We start from the raw sequence: 24,912 nt of genomic DNA, 5'->3' as shown, positions 1-24,912 counted from the left end.
GATAGGCATTGGTAGAGACAAGGGATGCCTTGTCTCTACGGGGAATTTGGAGTGGCATTATTCGCTACGTAGTGATTTAACCGGGTTGGTCAATGCGGCTTTAACTGCCTGTGTGGCAATCGTGAAAATCGATATCCCGATGGTTAGCAAACCAGCCAGGGCAAATACCCACCACTCGATGTCGATTCGGAAAGCGAAATCCTGGAGCCACTTATTCATAACCCACCAGGCTAGTGGAGACGCAATCAGGACAGCCACCAGCACAAGTTTCACGAAATCTTTGGACAATAACCCGAAAATGGTTGTAGACGACGCTCCCAGGACTTTTCGAATGCCGATTTCTTTGGTACGATTGGCCACGGCTAGTGCAGAAAGTCCCAATAATCCAAGGCAAGCCAGAAAAATAGAAATACCGCCGGCCCATCCCACAATGTTGCTCCATCGGGCTTCTGATTTGTAGGTACGGTTCAAATCTTCGTTCAAAAAGCTGTATCTGAACGGAAAATCCGGTACAACTTCTTTCCAGGAAGCCTGTAAAGTGGCCAGCACTTGGGAGGGATCGCCAGGCGCTATGCGCACAAAATATTTATAGGGACGGTAATCCGCTAGTTGGTGAAATAGTTGCGGCTCAATTTTCATCTTGAATGACTGATAATTGAAATCCTTCACAACGCCAATAACGACAGGATTGAAATCTTTTCTATAGCCCTTTATCTGTTGGCCAATGACATTGTTAAGTGTCCAGCCAAACTCTTTCATCATGGCTTCATTAATGATGACGGCATTTTCCCTGTCGGAAGTAATAGCCGGATTGAAATCTCTGCCAGCCTTCAATTGCATGCCCATAACCTGTAGATAATCCCGTTCTACAAACAATTCATTTATTTTTTTAGGCTGCCCATTCACTTCCACTTCGGTATTGCTATGCGACAGTCCGCCTAAATTCTGATCCGAACCAGTCACCCCAATAATTCCGGGATGGGCAGCTATCTGCTGTTTAAAAAACGGATAGATTTCCTTTGGCCAGGTTCCGTCGGCATTGACAACAATGATATTCTCGCTTTTAAAACCCGGATTCTTCGACTTTATATAATTCAATTGCTGAAGGATGATGAGCGTAGCAATAATGAATCCGGCGGATAAGACAAATTGAACTGTAACCAGTGATTTTGTAAAAATCGTTGAGCCGCTCAGTTTTACCTTTGTCTTCAACGCATCGACAGCTTTAAAGCCAGAAAGTATCCATGCGGGATAACTACCAGCTAATAGACCAACAATAAGAATTAAGCCGACCAGCAACCAGCTTAATTCAGGAAACTGGACAAATGAAACGCGAAGCTCTCGTTCTGAAATCTGTTGAAAATAAGGCAGAAAGATTTGTAAAAGCAGTAAACCTAAACTGGCAGAAAGAATAGTAAGCAGCAGTGCCTCCGCTATAAACTGAACTACGAGCGACCGTTTGTTTCCGCCCATTACTTTGCGTACACCAACTTCTTTTGCGCGGTGAACCGAACGGCCAATGGCCAATGTAGTAAAATTGATACAGGAAATCAGCAGAATACCAGTGGCTATGCTCAGCAGAATCCAGACGAGTTCAGGATCAGTAGCAGCCACCTGAGCGCCCTTTAGCTGAGTATCCATATGCATTGCCAGAAGTGGTTGCAAGCCATACGCTCTAGACAGCCCGGCACCTTTCCAGCCCTTTTTTCTTGTTTCCGCTTCCGTATCAGCATTATACTTTCGATAAAAGTTATCGAGTCGTTTTTTTACAGCATTCAGTGAATTAGTATGGTCCAGTTGTACATACGTTTGACTGGATGAATAACGCCAATCATTTACCTGGCCTTTACCATCGGACGTAACGGTGGTCAAAAAATTGAAATTGCCAAGCATCTGGAATGTAATGCTTGAGTTGGAAGGTATATTTTCAATAATCGCCGATACCACAAATGGCTCGTACTTATCCTGAACTTTTACTTCAATAATTTTACCTACTACGTCTGTTTTGCCCCAGAGCCTTACCGCTGTTTCTTCTGTCAGCACTACGTTGTACAAATCGTTTAACGCGGATGCTGCACTGCCTTTTTTGAAGGTAAATGAGAAGACGGAAAAGAATTGCGGGTCGGCAAAGGAAATTTTTGCCTGAGTAACTTTATCTCCGGCTTTAGTAAAGCTTTCCCGCCAAGCATCGCGTATACGAACGTACTGCTTCACCCCCGGCAAATCCTGTTTCATAGCCGGGCCAAGCGGCATGGGATGAGCGGTTTCTCCGGTGTTCGTCCAATTGTCCCATTGGTATACACGATAAATACGATCAGCATTGGTATGAAAACGGTCAAAGCTGAATTCGCTTAAGGCATATAACAGAAAAAAGACAAAACAGAAAAGCCCAATCGAAAGGCCCAGAATATTAATAAAAGTCAGGCCTCTTTGTCTGACTATATTGCGTAATGCGATTTTGACATAATTGCGTAACATATCAGCGTTCAGGATTAAATGTTGTTTATAATAGTCTTCTCTTTGTTGTCGTCGTCGCACAAACGGCGGCAGTACAGATACTACGTAGAGCAGGTAACGTAGCGTCGCCTGCGTCCGGCCAGATCGTGCGTACCAGTACGTATACAACTCATCCAAATCACCAGAAACCTCCTCCAACGTATCGTCGGGGTGCAGGCGAGTCAGCAACCAACGGGCCCAACGCGGAGCATGCTCATGGTTCGGTTCTTTGTCAGGAGCTCTCATAGACTGCCCAGGGAAGCGTGATCGTAGCGGAAAGTATTTGTCTCTATTTTTAAGTACAAATCTGTTACCAACTTGGCAAACAAGCCTGAATCGACTGTGGATGAAGTTATTCCAGAATATTATCCAGCGAAAGTGTCCATTTGCGGACATTGGTTGTCCACTGAGGGACAAGTTGCGAAGTAGCATACTGGATAGGATTGATTAATTTTCCTGTAAACGCATCTGCTACGTCTCTCATAAGCAGATACTAATCTTTTCCTTATGCGTGTAGTCGTTATTGGTGGTACCGGACATATCGGTACATATCTGGTGCCCCGTTTGGTAGAAGCTGGCCATCAGGTCACTTGTGTTTGCCGTCAACAAAGAAATCCTTATCATCCAAACGAAGCCTGGAAACAAGTACAACTAGTTTCGTTAGATCGTAGCCAGCTTGAACAGCAGGGCAAGTTTGGTCAGGCCATCGCTGATTTGAATCCACAAGTAGTTATTGATCTGATCTGTTTCCAAATCGACAGTGCCCGTCAGCTGGTGAGTGCCTTACAAGGTCGTCTGGATCATTTCCTGCATTGCGGAACCATGTGGGTACACGGACACAGTGTCGAAGTACCAACCGACGAAACCCAACCCCGCCACCCTTTTGGCGACTATGGCATTCAGAAAGCGGCTATTGAAGATTTTCTGTTACGCGAAATTGACCAGCGAAGTTTGCCTACAACTGTGCTCCATCCTGGTCATATTGTGGGCCCAGGATGGCTACCCATTAATCCAGCCGGAAATCTCAATCCCGCTGTGTTTGCACAGCTCGAACAAGGTCAGGAAGTGCTTTTGCCCAACTTGGGCATGGAAACCTTACATCATGTGCATGCCGACGACGTGGCGCTGGGATTTATGCAGGCGCTGACTCATCGAGAGCAGGCCGTAGGCGAATGTTTCCATATTGTATCAGCTAAAGCATTGACCCTACGCGGCTATGCCGAATCGCTGGCAACCTGGTATGGACAACCAGCTAAATTACGGTTTGTGCCCTGGGAGGAGTTTCGGCAACAAGTATCAGCACAGGACGCCCATTTAACCTGGGATCATATAGCTCATAGCCCAAATGGCAGTATCGAAAAAGCCCGTCGATTACTGGATTATCAACCCCGATATAGTTCGTTGGAAGCTATTCAGCAGGCACTGAGTTGGCTAAAGAATCACTCAGTCTGAGATAGAAAATAGTAATCTCATAAATTACACTTATTGAAATAGAAAAGTAAACGCCAGCTTCCTGATAAAGGCTGGCGTTTTTAGTTTTGTCTGGGAAAGTACCTCAACCATAAAAGCTAAGGTTATTTCTTATCCAGGAGTTGCTTAACGAGTTGTTTTAATTCGTTAAATTCCTGCTGACGTTGCTGGTCTTTTTCCTGCAACTTCTGGTTGTCCTTAGCCAATTGAATGCTATACAAAGTCAACTCTTCAATCTTTTCCAGCAACGTAGCATTCAGCTTAACCAGATCGATACCCTCTTTCGCGACCTGCTCTGCTGAAGGTACGTTAGGTAAATGACCGTGTTGCTGGATATGCTGTTCTACCTGAGCCAGCGGCTTTAACTGATACGTTGAGGAGAATACCTTATCGCTCCACTGATTTACGTCGTTGATGTGCAAACGATGTTTAGCCAGCACCGTCTCCCCGTTTTCGTTGACGGTTAAAAACTGGTCGGTGTATCCGTTACGCAGTAAGGGATTTATCAGGTGACTGAATTTGAGCGTTCCATTGTTCCGTAAGTTGATGATTCCGCGTACATCGAGAGGAAATTGGGGAGAGTCAGTACCGATGCCTACTGCGATGCTGGTATTAGTAGGGTCGCCTAAAACGATAGCATTGCTGAGTGCTACTTTGGAATTAGTGCCGATGGCTACTGCATTTTGAAGCGTGCCGCTGGCCGGTTTGCTGCTTGCACCCAGCATTAGATTGCCACTGCCTGTCGTGTTCGTCTCACCTGCACCTTCCCCTAAGAAGATATTACTATACCCACTAACACTATTAAGACCTGAATGAAATCCCATAAAGATATTGCCTCCTCCGTTGCTATTATTATACCCTGCCTGAGCCCCAATGAATATGTTACTGAAACCTGTTGTATTATTCAGGCCCGATGAAGAGCCAATAAATTCATTGAAAAAACCTGTTGTATTTTTAAAGCCCGCAGAGTTTCCAATTAACGTGTTTTCGCCCCCTGTTGTGTTATTCTGGCCAGCAAAAGACCCAATAAATGTACTGCCGATAGCTGAAGTACTGCTTAAACCTGCATTAGTACCTATAAGCGTGTTCTGAGAACCTACCGTGTTGTTTTGCCCTGCAAAAGATCCTATAAATGTATTATTTAGGGCTGTAGTATTAGCGGCTCCTGCATACGAGCCAATAAACGTATTGGCACTACCTGTGGTATTATTGGTCCCCGCAATACTGCCTATAAACGTATTTACGTTCCCTGTTGTGTTGGCTTTACCACTGGAGGTTCCGAAAAATGCATTGTCGGTCCCTGTTGTATTAGAAGATCCGGCAAGGGTCCCCATAAGTACATTAGAAGTACCTGATGTATTATTTTGACCGACAAAAGCCCCTACAAATATATTATTGTTAGCTGTTGTGCTACTGAACCCTGCCAAAGTACCTATAAATACATTCGTACTTCCTACGGTATTATTATGACCTGCTAAAGATCCTATAAACGTATTATTAACCGCTGAGGTGCTATTTAACCCTGCACTAGTACCTATAAACGTATTTTGGAAACCCGTTGTATTATTAACACCTGCATTGGCTCCCATAAAAACATTAGATGCTCCTGACGTATTCTTTTGACCAGCAAAAGCACCTATAAACGTGTTATTTGCGGCTGTAGTACTAGCTACGCCTGCATAAGCACCAACGAACGTATTCCCATTTCCTGTAGTATTGTTGCTCCCCGCAATACTGCCTATAAATGTATTAACGGTTCCTGCTGAATTAGTTCTACCCGTAGAGGTTCCCAAAAATGTATTGTCGGTCCCGACTGTGTTAGCTAGTCCTGCACTGCTTCCCACAAATACATTACTACTGCCAGATGTATTGTTTTGACCAGCAATATATCCCATAAACGTATTGTTCAGGCCCGTCAGTGTCAAATTCCCCGCATTGGGACCTAAAATGGTATTGTTCATACCAGGGGTAGTCGAATTTGGGCCACGCACCACATAATTAGTCTGAGCCAACAACGAACTACTGGTTAATAGCAAGAGAAACAGCAGATGTGCTTTCATAAAGGCGGAATTTTAGTTTTATCAAATCTAGCTGATAACCAGCTTGCTGTCGGCTCATTTTACTTTCCGGTAGTATTAGTAAGAAGCAAAGTGATTTGAGAAAACCGCCGAGCTAACTAGTAAGTCAGCTATATGATCACGCCCGACAAATTATTACGTGTGCGAATACAGTCCACGTATCGGTAAAATACAAAATTTTTCCTAGGACGATACGTCCAGGATTAAAATCTATGTTAAGAAATCATGTATATAAATGGGTTGAAGCAGATTCAATCAGGCTACTAGCAACGTTCCCGGTAACGATTGCATAAAAAATAGACAACTTTTGCTTGATAAAATAAAGTAATCTATAGAAATTAATAGACGGTTAGTCTTAGCGTGAATTTTCATCCGTAAAATGTATTCTGGGAATAATTCAAAAATTATTAGCTGCGATCCCATATAGTTATGAATCTTAAATCGCTACCTGACGAAATACTGCTCATCCGACTTCGGACAGGCGATGAAGCTGCTTTTCGGGAGATTTATCTGCGCTATTGGAAGAAGTTATATGCCACAGCCCGTCGTAAAATAGAATCGCAGGATGCGGTTGAAGAGCTACTCCAGGAATTATTCTTAAAACTATGGGAGCGACGTAACGAACTGCGTATTGAACGGCTTGATGCGTATCTGTTTACCGCTATTCGGTACGCCATCATCAACCATATTAAATCAACGCTGATTCACGAGAAATATACCGAATACGCTTACGCCCATTTGCCTGAAGCTTCCTCAAGTACTGACGAGCAGATGGAACTGGATGAGCTAATGGCTGTCGTTGAAAAACAATTGAATGATCTTCCCGAAAAAACCCGCGAAATTTTTAAACTGAATCGGCTGGAGTGCCAATCCGTCAAGCAGATATCATCAAATTTGAACGTACCGGAACGTACCGTCGAATACCATCTTAGTCACGCTGTTAAAACGCTACGTACCTACCTACGCAGCTATCTTTTGCCGAGTCTTCTTTTGCTTATTACTGTTTAGAATACGTGAACATATTGCTTTCGCGTGGGGCTTCGACAGGCTCAGCCTGACAGTCCAGCATGAATCAACAAATTTATGTGGACTGTCAGGCTGAGCCTGTCGAAGCCCCACGCGAAAGCAATAGTCTTAAATCAAGTGATTATTCTGTCAATTATCTACAACTTACACCTTTTAGGATTATTCGAATAATATCAAGTTGTACTTATCCGTTTTATTGTAATTTTCTTCTAATTAATAAAATCATTTGCGGTTCCGGACGAGTTGTTTGACTTAGGTAGTATAAACCTTTGCTACCAGACCATGAGTCGAAAGTCATTCAAAGAGCTTCTACAAAAATACCTTCGTGGAGATTGTACGCCGGAAGAAAAGGCATTTGTTGAGCATTGGTATGGCTTACTGGAAACCGAGTCCGGCGAAACGGGGCAGCAACTCGATATGGACGAGTTGGAGGACCGTCTCTGGAATCGGATTCAGGATAAAATGGATACGGCTGAAGAAGACGAATCGACCCGGATTATTCCACTACGTACCGTTCTGTTTCGCTGGGTTGGCGTAGCGGCTTCGCTGGTTCTGGTTGGTTGGTGGTATTTCGCACAACGGCCCGATGCTACGTTACTTCCGTCGCTGGCCAAGTCGATACCTGCTCCGTTTACTCAGGAGGGCTGGATTGAAAAAACAAACGAATCAGCAAATTCGGTAGCGGTCCAACTAGAAGATGGAAGCACGGTTAAACTGGACGCGCATAGTTCACTACGTTATCCGAAGCATTTCGCAGCCGACAAACGTACCGTTTTCCTCACGGGTGATGCCTTTTTCGACGTAGCACGAATGCCCTCGCGCCCCTTCTATGTATACGCCGGTAACGTAGTGACCAAAGTATTAGGGACCAGCTTTTTTGTTCGTAATCAGCAAAATACGAAGCAGGTGCGGGTAGAAGTTGTAACGGGCCGAGTGGCCATTTATGAAGAGGGCGCGGAGGAAAAGACAACATCGAATGGAGTGGTGTTGAGCCCGAATCAGGCCGCTACGTTCTTCGAAGAACAGCAGCATTTCGTAACGGGACTGGTCGAAGCACCACAGGTCATCAAAACGCCTGAAGCCGAAAAAAAGTCCGTGTCTTTCGAGTTCGACGATACGCCGTTAGTCGACGTATTAACGCGACTGGAACAGGCTTACGGAATCAACATCGAAGTAGAGAGCGAGAGTCAGAATAACTGCCCGCTCACAGCCGACCTTACCAATCAGCCGCTTTACACGCAACTCGACATCATTTGTGCCGCCTTGAAATCAACCTACGAAGTTCAGGGAACCACCATTCTGGTCTCTGGAAAAGGATGTGGCGATTAAGTCTTTCACAAACAGCCACTTAAACCTAAACTATGACCTAAAAATTTCCATTCCCCGGTACGTAAAAAAACGCTGGTCGTGCTTTCAACACAAACCAGCGCTCCATGAATCCCAATTCGGGTAGACCGCGAATCTTGCCCCGAACAAAGGGATGATTTTGTCAAATGTCCATTTAACAAAAACCCTTAAAAGTATGAAAAAAAGAGAACCTGTACGTATAGGTAACTCTCCAGGTAGGCAGGTTAAAACCCTTCTGTGGATTATGAAAATTTCGGCTGTTCAACTGTTTCTGCTCATCGCCTGTGCAAGTTTGACGATGGCTTTCGACGGCCTCGGCCAGGAATTGATGAGTCGACCCGTTACCCTCAAAGTCGATGGGCAACGACTACGTAGCGTTTTGTCACAAATTGAGCAACAGACCGCAGCCCGGTTCGTCTACAGCTCGAAAGCGGTGAACGTAGAACGGCCCGTAACCATCAATTTCTCCGAAAAACGCCTGAATGAAGCGCTAGACGAGTTACTGAAACCAATGAAGCTGTCATATCGGCTGGTTGGAGGGCAAATCATTCTGGAAACCTACACAGAGCCTCGCACACAGGTCGTTGACCCAACCGTCGAAGCGGCTGACCGTGTGGTGTCGGGAACGGTAAAGGATGAGAAAAATGCGGGGCTGCCGGGCGTAAGTGTCGTTGTGAAAGGCACGACGCGTGGTTCGACAACCGATGCGAATGGTCAATACAGAATATCGGTACCCGACGGAAGCGGTGCTACGTTGACGTTTTCGTTTGTCGGTTACCAAAGTCAGGACGTAGTGGTTGGCAATCAGTCAGCGATCAACGTAACGATGGCTCCTGACGTGAGTTCGCTTGATGAAGTTGTGGTCATTGGCTACGGTGCTGTTCGGAAAAAAGATTTGACGGGTTCGGTAGTTCAGCTTAAAAGCGAACAATTGAAGGAAGTGCCAACCGCCAACGTACTGGAAGCCGCACAGGGTAAAATTGCCGGTGCCGACATTACCCGGAACAGTGGTCAGGCCGGTGCTGGCGTTAGCATCCGTATTCGGGGAAACCGATCGATTGGCGGTAATAACGCGCCACTGATCATAGTCGATGGAATTCAATACGGCAACCTCGAAGACATCAACGCCAACGACATCGAAACGATGGACGTATTGAAAGATGCGTCGTCGATTGCGATTTACGGGTCGCGGGGTGCCAACGGCGTTATTCTGATTACGACCAAAAAAGGAAAATCGGGCAAACCGGATATTTCGTTCAATGCCTACTCGGGGATTTCGCAGGTGACCATGTATCCGAAAGCGATGGATATTAATGGGTTCCGCGATCTGAAACGGGAAGCCTGGCGGGCGGCTGGTATCTGGAAAAGCCCCGCCGATGACGCTGCCATTTTCACGAACGTAGCAGAATACGATGCGCTGCAAAAAAATATCTGGACAGATTATCAGAACGAGCTGATTCACAATGGCCTGCAACAGGATTATCAGATTGGCATTCGCGCCGGTTCTGATCGACTGAAGTCCTACGTATCGGTCGATTATTTTAACGAAAAAGGAGTTTTGAAACTGGATGAACTGAAGCGTTATACAGGCCGTCTGAATGTCGATTACACCATCAACGACTGGATGAAAGTTGGCCTCTTGAGCCAGCTAACGTACTACAATCAGAGCGTTCGTCGCGATCCGCTGAACCAGGCCAACAAAATCAGTCCGCTGGGTTCGCTGTATGATGCAAATGGCAACTTCAACTACTTCATGCTGGATGGTCAGACGTCCAACCCACTGTCGGACGAGCAGCCGAACGTGTTCAATAATTCCATTCTGACAACCCGGATTCTGACAAACGGATACCTCGAACTGACGCCAATAAAAGGCCTGACGATACGTAGCACGGTGGGTGTCAACCTGGCTTCGCTACGTAACGGTTCGTATGCGTCGCCAAAATCCATTGATCGTTCACTGACGGGTAAATCACTGGCAACCTACAACGCCAGCAACAGCACCAGTCTGAACTGGGAGAACGTAGTAACGTATCAGCGGACGCTTGGCCAGCATGCATTTACGCTTACCGGAATTGCCAGCTACATTGGTAACAAGTCCGATAACGTAACGGCTTCGGGTGTGAATCAGCTGCTACCGTCGCAGTTGTTCTACTCGCTGGGTAGCGCTACCGAGGAAATCAAAATCAACTCGGACTATTCGCAGAACAACCTGATTTCATACGCGGCCCGCTTAAACTACGCTTTCCGCGACCGTTATCTGCTCACGCTGACCGCTCGTGAAGATGGTTCGTCGAAACTGGCAACCGGCAATAAATGGACGTTTTTCCCATCGGCAGCCTTCGCGTGGCGGATCATCGAAGAGAAATTCATGCAGGGAATAAAAGGCTTGAGCGATCTGAAAGTCCGGGCGAGCTACGGTATTGCCGGAAACGACCCCTCAGGGCCGTATGCGACACAAACTACGTTAACACGCCTGGCCTTTGGTTACGACGAAGTACCGGCTCCGGCCTATACCTTCTCACGCAACGTAGGAAACGCAGCATTAGGTTGGGAATTATCGAGCACAACGAACTTCGGGGTAGATTTTGGCCTGTTCAACGGGCGGCTCAATACGTCGATTGATTATTACGACACCCGCACGATGGACCTGCTGCTGGATCGTGGTTTGCCGCCAACAACAGGCGTAACGACGGTTAAGCAGAACATCGGAAAAACGCGCAATCGGGGCTTTGAAGTCACGCTGGGAAGCACCAACATCCGCACATCGAACCTGACCTGGACCAGCAACGTAACGTTCACCAAAAACAAGGAAGAAATTACGGAACTGGTAACGGGTGGCAACGACATTGGTAACGGCTGGTTTATCGGCCAACCCATCAACATCTTCTACGATTACGAGAAGCTGGGCATCTGGCAAACGTCTGAGGCTGAGGCAGCCAAGGCTGTTTCGCCAACGCAATTACCCGGTGAAATCAGGGTGAGAGACCAGAACGGCGACGGTAAGATAGATGCTGTTAACGACCGAATCATTCTCGGAAATCCACGGCCAAAATGGAGCGGTGGTTTTGATAACAACGTCAAATTCAAAGGCTTCGATTTGAACGTATTCCTGTACGCCCGCGTCGGTCAGATGATCAACTCCGACCGTTCGGCCCGTTTCGACTCGCAGGGTGTTGGTAACAGCACGGCAGGTCTTGACTACTGGACGCCCGAAAATCCAACCAACGCATATCCCCGCCCGAACAAAAACGGCGGTCTGAAATACCTCTCGACGCTTGGTTATGTTGATGGTACGTTCGCCCGAATTCGAAACATCACGCTGGCGTATAACGTACCCGCTACGTTCCTGCGGTCGAAAGTAATTCGGGGCGTTCGGCTGTACGTAACGGGTAAAAACCTGTTCACGTTCACCAAACTGAACTACGACCCAGAGCGCGGTGGCTCTGAGAATTTCCCGATGACCAAACTGTACGTTTTTGGCCTGAACGTCAATCTATAACCCTTAATTCAGTACTGAACATGAAATCATTTTTGATCAATAAAACGGGGTTATTGGCCTTCTTCCTGCTCACGTTTACATCTTGTAAGGACGTACTGGAAGAATACAACCCTAGCGGCTTAACGGCCGAAACCGTTTACTCTACGCCCGAGGGTTTCGAAACGCTGGTCAATGCGGCCTATACGTATCAGCGGTGGTGGTATGGCAAGGAGGAAGCCTATAACATATCCGAAACCGGCACCGACATCTGGACGAGCGGATCAGGAGAAGTCTACCGCGATCTGACTCAATACCTGAACCTACAGGGCAGTAATGCAGCGCTCACGAGTGAGTGGCGTGAGTTTTATGCCGCTATTAACCTCTGTAATGGGGGTATCGCGCGAATCGATAAAGCAGGCTTGTCGGCTGCACTACGTCCGATTCGCGAGGGCGAACTTCGGTTTTTGCGGGCCTTTTATTACTGGCATATTGTTGAAACCTGGGGTGGTGTGCATTTCACGACGCAGGAAACGAACGGCATTGTTTCGACTGCCAATCGTACGCCCGTCGAAACGTTTTACAATCAGATTTTTGAAGATTTGAAGTATGCTGTTGCCAATCTGCCCGTTACACAGGCGCAATACGGCAAAGTAACGAAAGGGGCGGCTCAGGCGTTTCTGGCGCGCATGTATCTGACACGGAACATGAACAAAGAAGCCCTCGAAATGGCGCAGGCCGTGATCACCAGCAATACGTATAAGCTGGAAGCCAACTACGCCGACCTCTGGAAAATGAGCAATCTGAAAACCAAAGAGGCCATCTACGTAGTGGATTATGCAGCAAACCTGGCGATCAACGACCTCGTAAACACTACGTTCAATCCATACGGCCACAGCCGGGGCAGTAACAACGGTCACCTGTTGTTTCTGATGAAATACGACGACCGGCCCGGTTTGGTACGTGATATTGTGAACGGGCGTCCGTTCAACCGCTACATGCCAACCCGTTTTCTGCTTGATCTCTACAGCGATAACGACGCTCGGTACGAAGGCTCCTTTATGGAAGTCTGGCTGGCTAATTCAACGTCGCGTCCGGCGGGGATGAATATCGGTGATACGGCGGTGTATTGTACCCGAAAAGAAATCCCCGACGCATTCGAGGCCACGCGCAAGTATCAGACGTTTGACCGTAGCAAAATTTACAACGCCAACGGAACGACGAAAGACAATCTGCGCTACCCTACCCTGTCGAAGTTCATGGATCCTACGCGAGCGAACCTGAACGAAGCACAAAGTGCCCGCGACGTATTTGTGATACGTCTGGCGGAAGTGTATCTGATTGCAGCTGAGGCACAAATGAAACTGGGTAATCTACAAGCTGCGGCCGATTACGTCAACGTGCTACGTACGCGCGCTGCCAAACCGGGTAAATCAGCGGCCATGCAGATCACATCAACTCAGGTAACGCTCGACTTCATTCTGGACGAACGCGCCCGTGAACTGGCTGGCGAACAGATTCGCTGGTTCGATTTGAAACGTACCGGCAAATTGGTGGAACGTATCAAAGCTTACGCGCCCGATAACGCTGTGAATTTGCAGGATCACCACGTACTACGGCCCATCCCGCAAACGCAACTGGACGCCGTGACGAACAAAACAGAGTTCTCGCAGAACCAGGGGTATCAATAGGAAAAGAACCCAGATTCGTAAGGATTTGGGTTCGTCACGTAGTGACCTAATGTTTATAGAAGAAGAATTTTAAGAAAAGCTTTCCGTCGCGTAGCGACCAAACCAGAATTATATTGTTTGGTCGCTACGCGACGGAAAATAGATGAGCAGGTGCTTAATAACTATAAACATTAGGTCGCTACGCGACGAAAAAGACGATCTACGTTTCTATAAAATCTTATGCGAAAAAGCCATCAATTACTCAACGCATTACTCTTAGGACTAGCTCCATTGGCTGTTTCAGCCCAGATGTATAGCTGGACAAACCTGCCGAAAATAACCCAGCCAACCTTCCGCAAAGATACCATTTCCATTCTGGCATATGGTGCTAAACCCGATGGTGTTACGTTGAACACGAAGGCCATCAATGCCGCCATTGCTACGTGTAATCAGAATGGCGGTGGTGTTGTGCTGGTTCCGGCGGGGATATGGATTACCGGCCCTGTCGAGCTGAAAAGTAACGTTAATCTGCACCTGAAAAAAGCTGCTACATTGCTTTTTACGACAGATAAAAGCCAATATGCGCTGGTCGAAGGAACGTATGAAGGCAAAAAAGCGGCCCGGAATCAGTCGCCGATTTCGGGTATCAATCTGGAGAACGTAGCGATTACAGGTCAGGGAATTATCGATGGCAATGGCGATATCTGGCGGGCGGTTCATAAGAGCCAGTTGACCGAAGGTGCGTGGAAAGAAAAAGTGGCGTCGGGTGGCGTTTTGAAAGATGATGGCAAAACCTGGTACCCGAGCGAGCAATTCAAACGGGCCAGTACCGAAAACAAGAGCATGTTGCTGGCCAATGGCAAAAAGCCCGAAGATTTTGCCGACATGAAAGATTTCCTGCGGCCAAATCTGCTGGTGCTGACGAGCTGCAAAAAGGTCTTGCTGGAGGGTGTTACGTTCCAGAATTCACCGGCCTGGTGTCTGCATCCGCTGATGTGCCAGGATTTGACGATTCGGAACGTAACAACCAAAAATCCCGAATACGCGCACAACGGCGACGGCATGGACATTGAATCCTGCAAAAACTTCCTGATAGAAGGATGCACGCTCGACGTGGGCGACGACGCCATTTGTATTAAATCGGGTAAAGACGAAGAAGGCCGCAAACGCGGAATGCCTACCGAAAATGGCGTGATACGTAACAACACAGTCTATAACGGGCACGGCGGGTTTGTGGTCGGCAGCGAAATGAGTGGTGGGGCACGTAACATTTTCGTTTACAACTGCACGTTCATGGGTACCGATAAAGGGCTACGTTTCAAGTCGGTACGTGGCCGGGGCGGGGTGGTCGAGCATATCTACGCGAAGGATATTTTCATGAAAGACATTGCACAGGAAGCCATCTTCTTCGACATGTATTATTTTGTCAAGTTCGCCACCGACGGCGAGCGCGATATGAAGCCAGTCGTGAACGAAGGCACGCCTGTTTTCCGGAATATGCAGTTCGAAAATATCGTCTGCAACGGAGCAAAAAAAGGCGTTTTTGTGCGCGGTCTTCCTGAAATGCCAATCCAGAATATTCGAATGGCGAACCTGACCCTGAAGACTGACAAAGGCGTTGAACTGATTGATGCGCAGGGCATTGAAATCCGGAAAGCGCAGTTTATTACGCACGACACCAAGCCCGTTATTCTGGTCGATAACAGCAGCAAACTGACCTTCGACGCCATTCAATACAATCCGCAGGCCAGTCTCCTGTTTTCGATCAATGGCGAACGGAGCCAGGGTATTCAGGTAACGAATACCGACGTAACAAAAGCGCAGAACAAAGCCGAATTCGGCAAAGGGGCGCTGGAAAAAAATCTGATGTTATCATCCGCTAAATAAGATGAACTCTACCCGTTTTCGTACTACGTTCCTGCTGATTAGTCTGCTGGTGTTTTCGGGATTTGCTACGTTACCTGGCAAGATTACGGTCTATTTAATTGGTGACTCAACCATGTCGATCAAGCAGGTAAAGTCGTATCCCGAAACGGGTTGGGGAATGCCATTTGCCTATTTTTTCGACGAAAGCGTAACGGTCGACAATCGCGCTCAGAATGGACGTAGCACCCGTACGTTTATCGAGGAAAAACGCTGGCAATCAGTGGTCGGCAACCTGCATGAAGGCGACTACGTTTTTATTCAATTCGGTCATAACGACGAAGTGTCAACAAAAAAAAGCTACACCAACGAAGCCGATTTTCAAGCAAATCTGATACGTTTTATTACCGAAAGTCGCGCTAAAAAAGCGGTTCCTGTACTTATTACCCCGGTTGCCCGCAGGAAATTCGATGACGCCGGAAAAATTGAAGGCACGCACACGGTTTATTCGGAATTGGTACGTACCGTAGCCAAAGAACAGACTACTCCCTTGATTGATTTAGACACACAAAGCCAGCAACTTTTGCAGCAACTTGGCGTAGAACCGTCGAAGTTTTTATTCCTTCATCTGGCTCCTGACGAGCATCCCAACCATCCGCAGGGCAAAGAAGACGATACGCATTTCAGCGAACTGGGCGCCCGTCGGATAGCCGAAATCGTGCTAGCAAACATTAAGTCGCTAAAGCTGGATCTGGCTGATCGCATTGTTAGGCCAGAAAGTGCGAAATAAGAAACTGGTTTAAACTTTCAGGGCTAAGCCTCAAAAAGAAGCGTTTCAGTTTCGTTTAAAAACTCTTAAAGGGGACTTAGCCCGCACGCTAACAAAGTCCGGCAGCGGCCGACCGTCCTTTAGGGGATTTAGGGATTTTCCAGACAGTTTCTAACGTATTTCAACAAGTGAGTAAGGAAAGTTTAAGATGCTTCCTGCGTCAGCATGACAAAATCGCTCAGAGATTTTTAACAGTTCAAACCTATTGGATTTCCTATTTTCCCTTAAATGAAAAAACTGCTTTTGCTTTTTTGCTTAGTAGCTTGTACACGTATCGCTTGCGGCCAGACGCTGTCTGCTACGTCCTCAGTTACGTTTACTGTGGCGCAGGACGGTAGCGGCAATTACAAAACCATTCAGGAGGCCGTCAACAGCTTCCGCGACCACATGCAGGTGCGCGTTACGTTGTTTATCAAAAATGGTACGTATGCCGAAAAACTTGTCATTCCATCCTGGAAACCCAACATTCACATCATCGGTGAAAGCAAGGAAGGTGTAATCATTACAGGCGATGATTATTCCGGGAAAACGTATCCCAGCGGCAAAGACTGGACTGGAAACAGCAAATTCAGTACGTATACGTCCTACGTCGTTTTGGTCGATGCGCCGGACATTATTCTGGAAAACCTGACGATACGTAACACCGCCGGTCGTGTAGGCCAGGCGGTGGCGCTGCATGTGGAAGGCGATCGGTTTGTCTGCAAAAACTGTGTGTTGCTGGGCAATCAGGATACGCTCTACGCAGCCGCCGAAGGAAGTCGACAGTATTATGAAAACTGCTATGTCGAGGGAACAACCGATTTTATTTTTGGGAAATCGATAGCAGTTTTCCAATCGTGCACGATCAAAAACCTATCAGATTCGTTCATCACCGCAGCCGCTACGCCCGCCTATCAGCAATACGGATTCGTTTTCTTCGACTGCAAACTCATTGCTGATCCATCCGTTAAGAAAGCCTATCTCGGCCGTCCGTGGCGACCGCAGTCCAAAACGGTTTTTATACGTAGTGAAATTGGCAGTCATATTCTGCCCGTCGGCTGGGATAACTGGGGCAATACCGACAACGAAAAAACGGTTCTCTATGCCGAATACGGTAGCACCGGAGCTGGAGGTGATACGTCGAAGCGGGTCGGCTGGTCGAAGCAACTTTCGGCGAAGGACGTGAAGCCGTATACATTGGAAAACATCTTTTCCGCTCAATCGACCTGGAATCCTAAATCGAAATGAGGCTATAAACGCTATAAGCTCTTAAATCCCCTGAAGGGGACTTTGTTTGAACACGAACCAAGTCCCCTTCAGGGGATTTAGGGGTAAAAAATCTTTTCTAATGAAATCATTAGTCTTTTTCATACCATTCTGTCTATCAACATTTTCGGCTGTTGCGCAAACTGCCAAACCAAAAACCGCTACGTTGCCCGCTACATCCTACGTATCGAAAGTATGGGTGCCGGATCTGGGAAACGGTACGTATAAAAACCCGGTTCTGAACGCCGACTATTCCGACCCCGATGCCTGTCGCGCGGGCGACGATTTTTATCTGGTTGCGTCCAGTTTCGACGCCATTCCGGGATTGCCTATTCTGCATTCGAAAGATTTGGTGAACTGGAAACTCATTGGCCATGCCTTAAAGCGACAACCGCCGTTTGAGCATTTCGAGAAAACACAACATGGCAATGGCGTTTGGGCTCCGGCGATACGTTACCACAACAACGAATTTTACATCTATTACCCTGATCCCGATTTTGGTATTTATCTCACCAAAGCCAAAAATCCGGCTGGCCCGTGGTCGGAGCCTGTACTGGTGGAAGGCGGTAAGGGATTGATTGACCCCTGCCCGCTCTGGGACGATAATGGACAAGTTTATCTAGTGCACGGCTGGGCGGGCAGTCGGGCCGGTATCAAAAGCGTGATTACCGTTAAAAAGCTGAATTCGGAAGGTAATAAAGTGATCGACGAGGGGGTCATTGTTTACGACGGCCACGAAACCGACCCCACTATTGAAGGGCCTAAGTTTTACAAACGTAACGGCTATTACTACATTTTCGCTCCGGCGGGTGGTGTGCCAACAGGCTGGCAGTTGGTGCTACGTTCGAAGAATATCTACGGGCCTTATGAACGTAAAGTCGTGATGGATCAGGGAAAAAGTGCTATCAATGGCCCACACCAGGGCGCTTGGGTTAATACGTCGCCAATTAATGGGAAGTCTGAAGATTGGTTTCTGCATTTTCAGGATAAGGAAGCTTACGGGCGTGTGGTGCACCTTCAACCGATGAAATGGGTAAATGACTGGCCTGTGATCGGCATCGATGCCGACGGTGACGGAAAAGGAGAACCCGTACTGACGCACAAAAAACCAGCCGTTGGGAAAACCTATCCGATCAATACTCCACCCGAATCGGATGAGTTCAATGGCACTACGTTGGGTTTACAATGGCAATGGCAGGCCAACCCCAAAGGCATCTGGCACACCATGAGCAAACAGGGCTTTCTGCGACTCTATTCCTATAAAGTCCCCGACGAGGCCAAAAACAACTGGGACGTACCGAATCTGTTGCTTCAGAAATTCCCGGCCGAGCGGTTTATGGCTACTACGAAGCTGACGTTTAAGCCAAATCAGAGACTGGAAAACGAACGTACTGGACTGATCATTATGGGGCAGAGTTATGCCAATCTCGTTCTAAAAAGCGGGAAAGATGGTATCAGCCTACTCTACGGCGTTTGCAAAAAAGCATCCGATGGAAAGCCGGAAGTTGAAACCGTTATCACTAAAGTGAATGCAGGCAGCCCCGTTTACCTTCGTGTAGAAGTGGTTGACGAAGCAAAATGTCAGTTTAGCTACAGCCTGGATGGTCAACGCTTTACCAACACTGGTGAACCGTTTCAGGCCGAAGTGGGCCGTTGGATTGGCGCGAAACTGGGCATTTTCTGTACACGTACCACGCAAATCAACGACTCTGGTTATGCCGATTTCGACTGGTTCCGGATAGAGCCTGTGCAGGGTGTAAATCCGTAATGCTACGTCCTTTGATCTGTTTATTAGGTTGATCGAGGAAGTAGAAGGGTTATTGAAAAGAAAGTAGTATAAATCTTCACGAGGTAGTCTTTTCAAGAAGCCTGTTTAAACTTTCGAGAGATTTCTGTCATGCTGAGGAACGAAGCATCTTGATGTACCATCACTCACTGGTTTTGAATCCTTAAGATGCTTCGTTCCTCAGCATGACAAAAATCTCTCGAAAAAACGGCACAGAGATAAACATGAGTTTTCACCCATGACAAAAACACGTAGCGTCAGTTTGATTTCAGTCCTGTTTTTGCTGATTTCACTAGCGGGTATCTCGCAGCCCTCCTCGGGCAGTTATCCATCCCGGCAGATGCTGCTACGTGATGAGGGACTTTCTAAATTGAATTACATCGATCTGGCTCACCCTGAACGAAACTATTACGTATCAGTTCCGGCTGGTCGCGATTTGCAACTGGTTGGGCACGGTCGAGTAATGATCGGTACGGGTAAGGGTTATGAAGAGCGGGATATTAAAACAGGAGCTAAAGTTACCGAAGTTGCTACGTTCGATGGAACCATTGTCGCCCGTCGTTTACGTAACGGCAACACGATATTGGCTGGCCTGAACTGGCAGGGCAAAAAAGGCATCGTATTACTTGAGTTAGACCAGAATCAGAACGTACAGCGAACCATCAATTATCCAGACTTCAATTATGTTCGCCTGATCCGGGAAACCGCAACTGGGAACTTCCTAATTACGTCCAACGACCGGGTTTTTGAAGGGAAACCCGACGGCTCTATCGTGTGGCAGGCTCAGCTCACCAAACAGACCAAGGCTCAACACGCCTGGCAGGCGCAACGATTAGGCAACGGCCATACGCTGGTGAGTGGCGGTTATTCGGCAAATTTTCAGCGATTTGATCAGAAAGGCGCTTTTGTGGATAGCGTCAGTGGGCCTCCCGTAGTACACCCTGATTTTTTTGCCGGTTTTCAAATTCTCAAGAATGGCAACTGGGTAGTGGCCAATTGGCAGGGACACGGCCCTGGTCACGGGGATAGTGGAACGCAGATACTGGAATATACACCCGCCGGAAAGTTGTTCTGGTCGTGGAAACAGGACCCAAAGCAACAGTCATCTATACAGGGCGTACTGGTATTGGATGGACTTGATTTGAACCGACTGCACATTGAGGATGCTCAGGGCCAGCTAGTGCCGAATTGATAAAACCCGGTTTAGAAAATCGTTGATATACGTGAGCGTGGGCGTAAACCACGGGTTGAAAAACAGGAACGTATGGGGTGCATCCGGAAATGTATGGACTTCGGAATACGTACCAAACGGTTTTAGTTTGGCAATCAGGTCATCACGACCGCCGTGCATCCGATCAACAGAACTATTCAGGAACAAAATGGGGGGCGTTTGTTTGTCGATGTGATTCAGCGCCGATGCTTCCTGCCATAAATCGGGCCGCTGTGTTTTGGAATAGCCAAACCAGTACGTAGCTGCCGATGTCGACTTGGAGTCATCGCCCTCCCCTGATTCGGGGTGAATAAAGGCAAGTACCCCGTCAATATCGACAATAGCCTGGACAGCGCTTGAATACGTAGCATTTCCTCCCCGACCTTCAAATTGCGAATTTTTGTTCGTAGTACCCACCAACGCGGCTAACTGCCCCCCTGCCGAAAAGCCCAGTACGGTGACTCGATTTGGGTCAACGGCATATTTCTTCGCATTGGCCCGAACCCAGCGAATGGCCGCTTTGACATCATGAACGGCGGCTGGATATAAGGCTTCCGTTGACAACCGGTATTCGACCGGAATAGCCACAAATCCCCTGGCGGCTAGCTGCCCCGCTAACGTATTGTTATGCGAGCGGTCGCCGGAACGCCAGCCGCCACCATGAATCATGATGACGGCCGGCCGAGTTTTTCCGGAAACGGCTGATTGAGCATAGACATCCAGCTTAAGATTTCTTCCCGTACTGGGTGTGCTATACGTAATAGCTTTATCAATACGTACTCCAGTTGGCAACGTTGAATCAGCCAGCGTGATGTCAGGATAGTATTTCTTCTCGCGCAGGTAAGAACCCTGTACTGTAAATGATGTATCACGAACACCCGTTGGCTTCAATTGGGCATGAACAACTGTTGACTGTAAAGCGCTGATAAGCAATAGAGCAATAGGTCGATTCATACAGGTTTGGTCAAGGCGATTACTGAATCGTTAGCGTAGTTTTATACGACTAAATATATAGCCCGTTTGCTGGCAATTCTACTAGTACCTTATGGTATTAACTTTAGGCGGGCGCTGGATAGTAAAGAGAGACGCCCCCCATTCAGATAGGTGACCTTTGCTACCTGAACTGTAGCTCCTGCTCCGACTGTAATCGAATGACCAATCCGCACCTGATCGGTTGCCAGCGGAGCGCGGTTGCACGACCAGGTTGCGGGGCTAGTCCAGTTACCATTCTGTACGGTTGTCATCACGGTGCAGGGAGGGGTGGAGGATTGTATCCATAATCCATAATCATCGACCTGGCCTCCGTCTGTGAGGGCGCACGCTGTAGTCGCAGAACTGGGGGCATCGGCCATCACCCGTATACGCAGCAACGTATTGACGGAGGCCGTAGTGGGAATGGTTACTACCGCACTCACACTGCCTGCCGAACTTGCTACCACCTGTTCTCCAGAATCGGTGAATTGACCGTTCCCGTTGTAGTCAATCCAGACGCGTAATCGGTGTACGTTGGAAGCAGCACCTTGCAGATTCAGCGTGTAACTACTCCCGGCAGTAACCGTTGTCTGGGTAACGCACGATAGATCGGTGTAGTTTTGCCCGTCATTACTTGCTGACGACGATTGTGTGTCTATTGTGTTAAACCGAAAGGCGGCCGTTCCATAAAAAACGCTCTGACCACCCGATACCGTCACCGAACAGCTGGCTACCGGAGAAGTGCCGGGGCAGGAAGTCACCGTACTTGGATCGATAGCTACGACCGTATAGGAATATGGGGGCTGGGTCACTCCATTTTGGATAACGTTTGATACCGTCACCCGAAACGATTTGTCGGCTGAACCAGTCCAGGCCAGATCTGTAGCAGGTAGATTCCACACAAGTGTGTTGTCGCCATACGCCCCCCCAGGCGTATGCGTCGTAAGGCTAAGTGGAGCTCCTAACCCATCCTGAAGCGTTACGTTAGCAGATGAGAAATTAGCACCAGGAATACTAAATGACCAACGGTCTGGAATCAGTGTACGAGGAACATAACCTGCTGGGGGGAAGGCAATGTATTGTGGTAGAGAAGCGGGGGTTGTGGTCGGGTTGGCAATCCAAAGTGCATCGGCAAAGGTAACAAAGTTAGGATTAGAGGTTCGGGCGCTACCATGACCAAAGCTGGTCGCTCGCGAATATAGAATCCAACGTCGATGACCAACTTCCTCATTACCAGGGGTTCTATCGTCAATGTATTGTTTAACAGCCCTACTGGAATGAAATCCTAAGCCTAAGTTTGAATTGGATGCCCCGCTCAAACCCGCGCTCGAGTAACAGAGCGAAGTTGAGGGAGGGGTATGGTTTAGCTGATTATTGGCTCCCATTATCAGGGCAGCCGCCTGGGTTTCAGTATTGCGGCTTGGGTCGAATGTCATGTTATCGGGTAAGCCTACTAACCGGCGATAATAATTAATGCGCTGAATGGTACGGTTCTGGGCTACCTGAGAGATGGTTCCTGGTATGCAGCTCGCCAGGTTACCGGTCCAGTTCAACTCATTATCGCTGACCGCAGAGCCGAGGTAGTTCTGGTAATAATCGGCCAGAATAGCATTGCGATTCCAGGGATCAACGAGCGATCTGGCGGGTGCAGCTGAACGGATCACAAGCGAATCACCCATCGGTGGGGAATACCGGGGAGCTTCATTGAGCCTGTCAAAAGGGATTTGCTGGGCATTTACGTACAATGGTACTAGCAGACTGGTATAGCTGAACCATCGAACAAGGCGAAAAAAGAGGAGATTGTACATATATTCCTGACATTAATGGGTTTTCAAATTAACTTTCCCGGTGTTTATTACGCCCGTATCTACCCGTTCAACTTGAAGCGTTTGGACGGGTAATTGTCTTTTCGCCGATGAGTTGGCGAAGCTTCATCAGTGAACTGTGTATACAGTACTGAAGCGCATAGCAAGATTAGTAAATAGAAGGCAGAAATAGGTGGACTCTAGTTTCAAAAAGGTGGACTATGGTGCCAACAGGTGAAAAATGGTTGGAGAAACGCCAAATTCTTCGAAAAACAGCCAACAGCTTTGCAGATCAATGAATGCTACTTATAACGTGAATTATGGCTGATTGAAAAAGTAATAGATTTATTCCCAGCGTATTGCTGACGCTTGTGGCTTCGACAGGCTCAGCCTGACAGGCCACTTAAATTTGTTAACGCAGGCTTGGCTGTCAGGCTAAGCCTGTCGAAGCCACAAGCGTCAGCAATATGTCGGCTTATCCATAACTCAGGTTAATTATAGAACTATCAGATGTAGACAGGGTAAGGAACAAAATCTGTTTAGGGTTTCGAAAAGATATTAAAAATAGCCGTTTTTGTCACTCGGAACCCTTGGTTCCGAGTGACAAAAACGGCTATTTTTAAAAGTCCTTAAACAGGTTATATTTTTAAAGTAACCGGGCTGCTTCTTTCGCGAAATACGTTAAAATAACGGTGGCGCCCGCTCGTTTAATCGCCATCAGCGCTTCCATCATGGCGCGTTCACCATCGAGCCAGCCGCGCTGTGCGGCCGCCTTAATCATGGCATACTCGCCACTGACATTATAGGCTGCAATGGGCAGATGAAAATTATCGTTCAGCAGTTTTATAATATCCAGATAAGCCAGTGCCGGTTTTACCATCAGAAAATCAGCGCCTTCTTCAAAGTCAAGCTGGGCTTCGATAATAGCCTCCCGGCTATTGGCGGGGTTCATCTGATACGTTTTCTTATCGCCAAATTTCGGAGCGGAATCCAGCGCGTCGCGGAAGGGACCGTAGAATGCGCTGGCGTATTTGGCCGAGTACGACATAATCGCGACCTCGTTAAAACCGCCTTCATCAAGAACCTGACGGAGATAACCAACCCGACCATCCATCATATCAGATGGGCCAATGATGTTGGCTCCCGCTTGTGCCTGCGTTAGTGCCATCTTTCCTAATACTTCTAACGTAGCATCATTCAGGATTTTACCGTTTTCTACAATCCCATCGTGCCCGTCAGAACTGTACGGGTCCATCGCTACGTCGGTCATGACCACTACGTCAGGAAAACGGTCTTTGATGGCACGTATCGCCTGTGGATACAATCCGTCTGGGTTATAACTTTCAGTAGCGTATTTATCTTTCTTCGACTCGGGCAGATTAGGAAATAAATCGAACGTCTGAACGCCTAAATCCACGCACTCCTGAATTTCTTCCAGCATCAAATCGAGTGATAGACGATGGATACCGGGCATTGAACTTACTTCAGAGCGGACGTTCTTGCCCTCCATAATAAAGAGGGGTAAAATAAAATCAGTAACCGACAAGCGGGTTTCCTGAACCATGTCGCGAATAACCGCCGACTGGCGATTTCGACGCGGACGACGTAGTATATTTGCCAATGTTGTAGGGTTGTTGTAG

General features: G+C 47.7%; 16 protein-coding genes. 10 read left to right on the top strand and 6 right to left on the bottom strand.

The genetic code is table 11. The annotated features are described in order from the left end of the window. Positions 1 to 57 precede the first annotated feature (57 nt). Together IC229_RS05485 and IC229_RS35685 are read right to left on the bottom strand one after the other, a co-directional pair. Complete coding sequence (locus IC229_RS05485) at positions 58 to 2,742, bottom strand: ABC transporter permease (protein WP_223833873.1); 2,685 nt, start codon at positions 2,740 to 2,742, stop codon at positions 58 to 60. Positions 2,743 to 2,848: 106 nt separating this feature from the next. Next, positions 2,849 to 2,980 carry a hypothetical protein gene (locus IC229_RS35685; RefSeq protein WP_262893382.1) on the bottom strand — a complete coding sequence of 44 codons (132 nt, stop codon included), beginning with the start codon at positions 2,978 to 2,980 and terminating at the stop codon, positions 2,849 to 2,851. Positions 2,981 to 3,003: 23 nt separating this feature from the next. Between IC229_RS35685 and IC229_RS05480 the strand changes: the two genes are divergently transcribed. Next, the gene (locus tag IC229_RS05480; RefSeq protein WP_190885932.1) at positions 3,004 to 3,948 is read left to right on the top strand and encodes an NAD-dependent epimerase/dehydratase family protein; all 945 of its coding nucleotides are present in this window, start codon (positions 3,004 to 3,006) and stop codon (positions 3,946 to 3,948) included. 122 nt (positions 3,949 to 4,070) lie between these two features. On the opposite strand, the gene IC229_RS05475 is transcribed toward IC229_RS05480, so the two are convergent. After that, entirely contained in the window at positions 4,071 to 6,026 is a 1,956-nt protein-coding gene (locus IC229_RS05475) for a cell division protein ZapB (protein ID WP_190885931.1), read from the bottom strand. Positions 6,027 to 6,473: 447 nt separating this feature from the next. On the opposite strand from IC229_RS05475, the gene IC229_RS05470 reads away from it, so the two are divergent. The 9 genes from IC229_RS05470 (at position 6,474) to IC229_RS05430 (ending at position 20,477) form a co-directional block, all read left to right on the top strand. After that, positions 6,474 to 7,052: an RNA polymerase sigma factor gene (locus tag IC229_RS05470; protein ID WP_190885930.1), complete on the top strand. Its 579-nt coding sequence runs from the start codon at positions 6,474 to 6,476 to the stop codon at positions 7,050 to 7,052. 300 nt (positions 7,053 to 7,352) lie between these two features. Continuing rightward, a complete protein-coding gene (locus tag IC229_RS05465; RefSeq protein ID WP_190885929.1) occupies positions 7,353 to 8,399 on the top strand; it encodes a FecR family protein in 1,047 nt (348 codons plus the stop codon). Between the two features lie 193 nt (positions 8,400 to 8,592). Then, positions 8,593 to 11,916, top strand: coding sequence for a TonB-dependent receptor (locus IC229_RS05460; protein ID WP_190885928.1), 3,324 nt, complete (start codon positions 8,593 to 8,595; stop codon positions 11,914 to 11,916). 20 nt (positions 11,917 to 11,936) lie between these two features. Further along, positions 11,937 to 13,583 carry a RagB/SusD family nutrient uptake outer membrane protein gene (locus IC229_RS05455; RefSeq protein ID WP_190885927.1) on the top strand — a complete coding sequence of 549 codons (1,647 nt, stop codon included), beginning with the start codon at positions 11,937 to 11,939 and terminating at the stop codon, positions 13,581 to 13,583. Between the two features lie 219 nt (positions 13,584 to 13,802). Continuing rightward, positions 13,803 to 15,449 (top strand): glycoside hydrolase family 28 protein, encoded by a 1,647-nt coding sequence (locus IC229_RS05450; protein ID WP_190885926.1) that lies wholly within the window; start codon positions 13,803 to 13,805, stop codon positions 15,447 to 15,449. 1 nt (position 15,450) lies between these two features. Further along, complete coding sequence (locus IC229_RS05445) at positions 15,451 to 16,215, top strand: rhamnogalacturonan acetylesterase (protein WP_190885925.1); 765 nt, start codon at positions 15,451 to 15,453, stop codon at positions 16,213 to 16,215. A 267-nt stretch (positions 16,216 to 16,482) separates the two neighbouring features. Next, positions 16,483 to 17,481 (top strand): pectinesterase family protein, encoded by a 999-nt coding sequence (locus tag IC229_RS05440; protein ID WP_190885924.1) that lies wholly within the window; start codon positions 16,483 to 16,485, stop codon positions 17,479 to 17,481. A 100-nt stretch (positions 17,482 to 17,581) separates the two neighbouring features. Then, positions 17,582 to 19,267 (top strand): glycoside hydrolase family 43 protein, encoded by a 1,686-nt coding sequence (locus tag IC229_RS05435; RefSeq protein WP_190885923.1) that lies wholly within the window; start codon positions 17,582 to 17,584, stop codon positions 19,265 to 19,267. A 256-nt stretch (positions 19,268 to 19,523) separates the two neighbouring features. Continuing rightward, the gene (locus IC229_RS05430; protein WP_190885922.1) at positions 19,524 to 20,477 is read left to right on the top strand and encodes a hypothetical protein; all 954 of its coding nucleotides are present in this window, start codon (positions 19,524 to 19,526) and stop codon (positions 20,475 to 20,477) included. Here IC229_RS05430 and IC229_RS05425 read toward each other — a convergent pair. From IC229_RS05425 to hemB, 3 genes are all read right to left on the bottom strand, one after another. Beyond that, positions 20,463 to 21,449, bottom strand: a complete 987-nt coding sequence (locus tag IC229_RS05425) for an alpha/beta hydrolase (RefSeq protein WP_190885921.1) — start codon at positions 21,447 to 21,449, stop codon at positions 20,463 to 20,465. The genes IC229_RS05430 and IC229_RS05425 overlap by 15 nt on opposite strands. A gap of 89 nt (positions 21,450 to 21,538) precedes the next feature. Next, entirely contained in the window at positions 21,539 to 23,275 is a 1,737-nt protein-coding gene (locus IC229_RS05420; protein WP_190885920.1) for a CAP domain-containing protein, read from the bottom strand. A gap of 643 nt (positions 23,276 to 23,918) precedes the next feature. Further along, positions 23,919 to 24,884 carry a porphobilinogen synthase gene (gene hemB / locus IC229_RS05415; RefSeq protein WP_317171539.1) on the bottom strand — a complete coding sequence of 322 codons (966 nt, stop codon included), beginning with the start codon at positions 24,882 to 24,884 and terminating at the stop codon, positions 23,919 to 23,921. Between the last annotated feature and the right edge of the window lie 28 nt (positions 24,885 to 24,912).

Source organism: Spirosoma profusum (assembly GCF_014699005.1).
GTDB lineage: Bacteria > Bacteroidota > Bacteroidia > Cytophagales > Spirosomataceae > Spirosoma > Spirosoma profusum.
The sequence above is the reverse complement of the archived record's forward strand: the minus strand, read 5'-3'. Positions and strand labels throughout refer to the sequence as shown.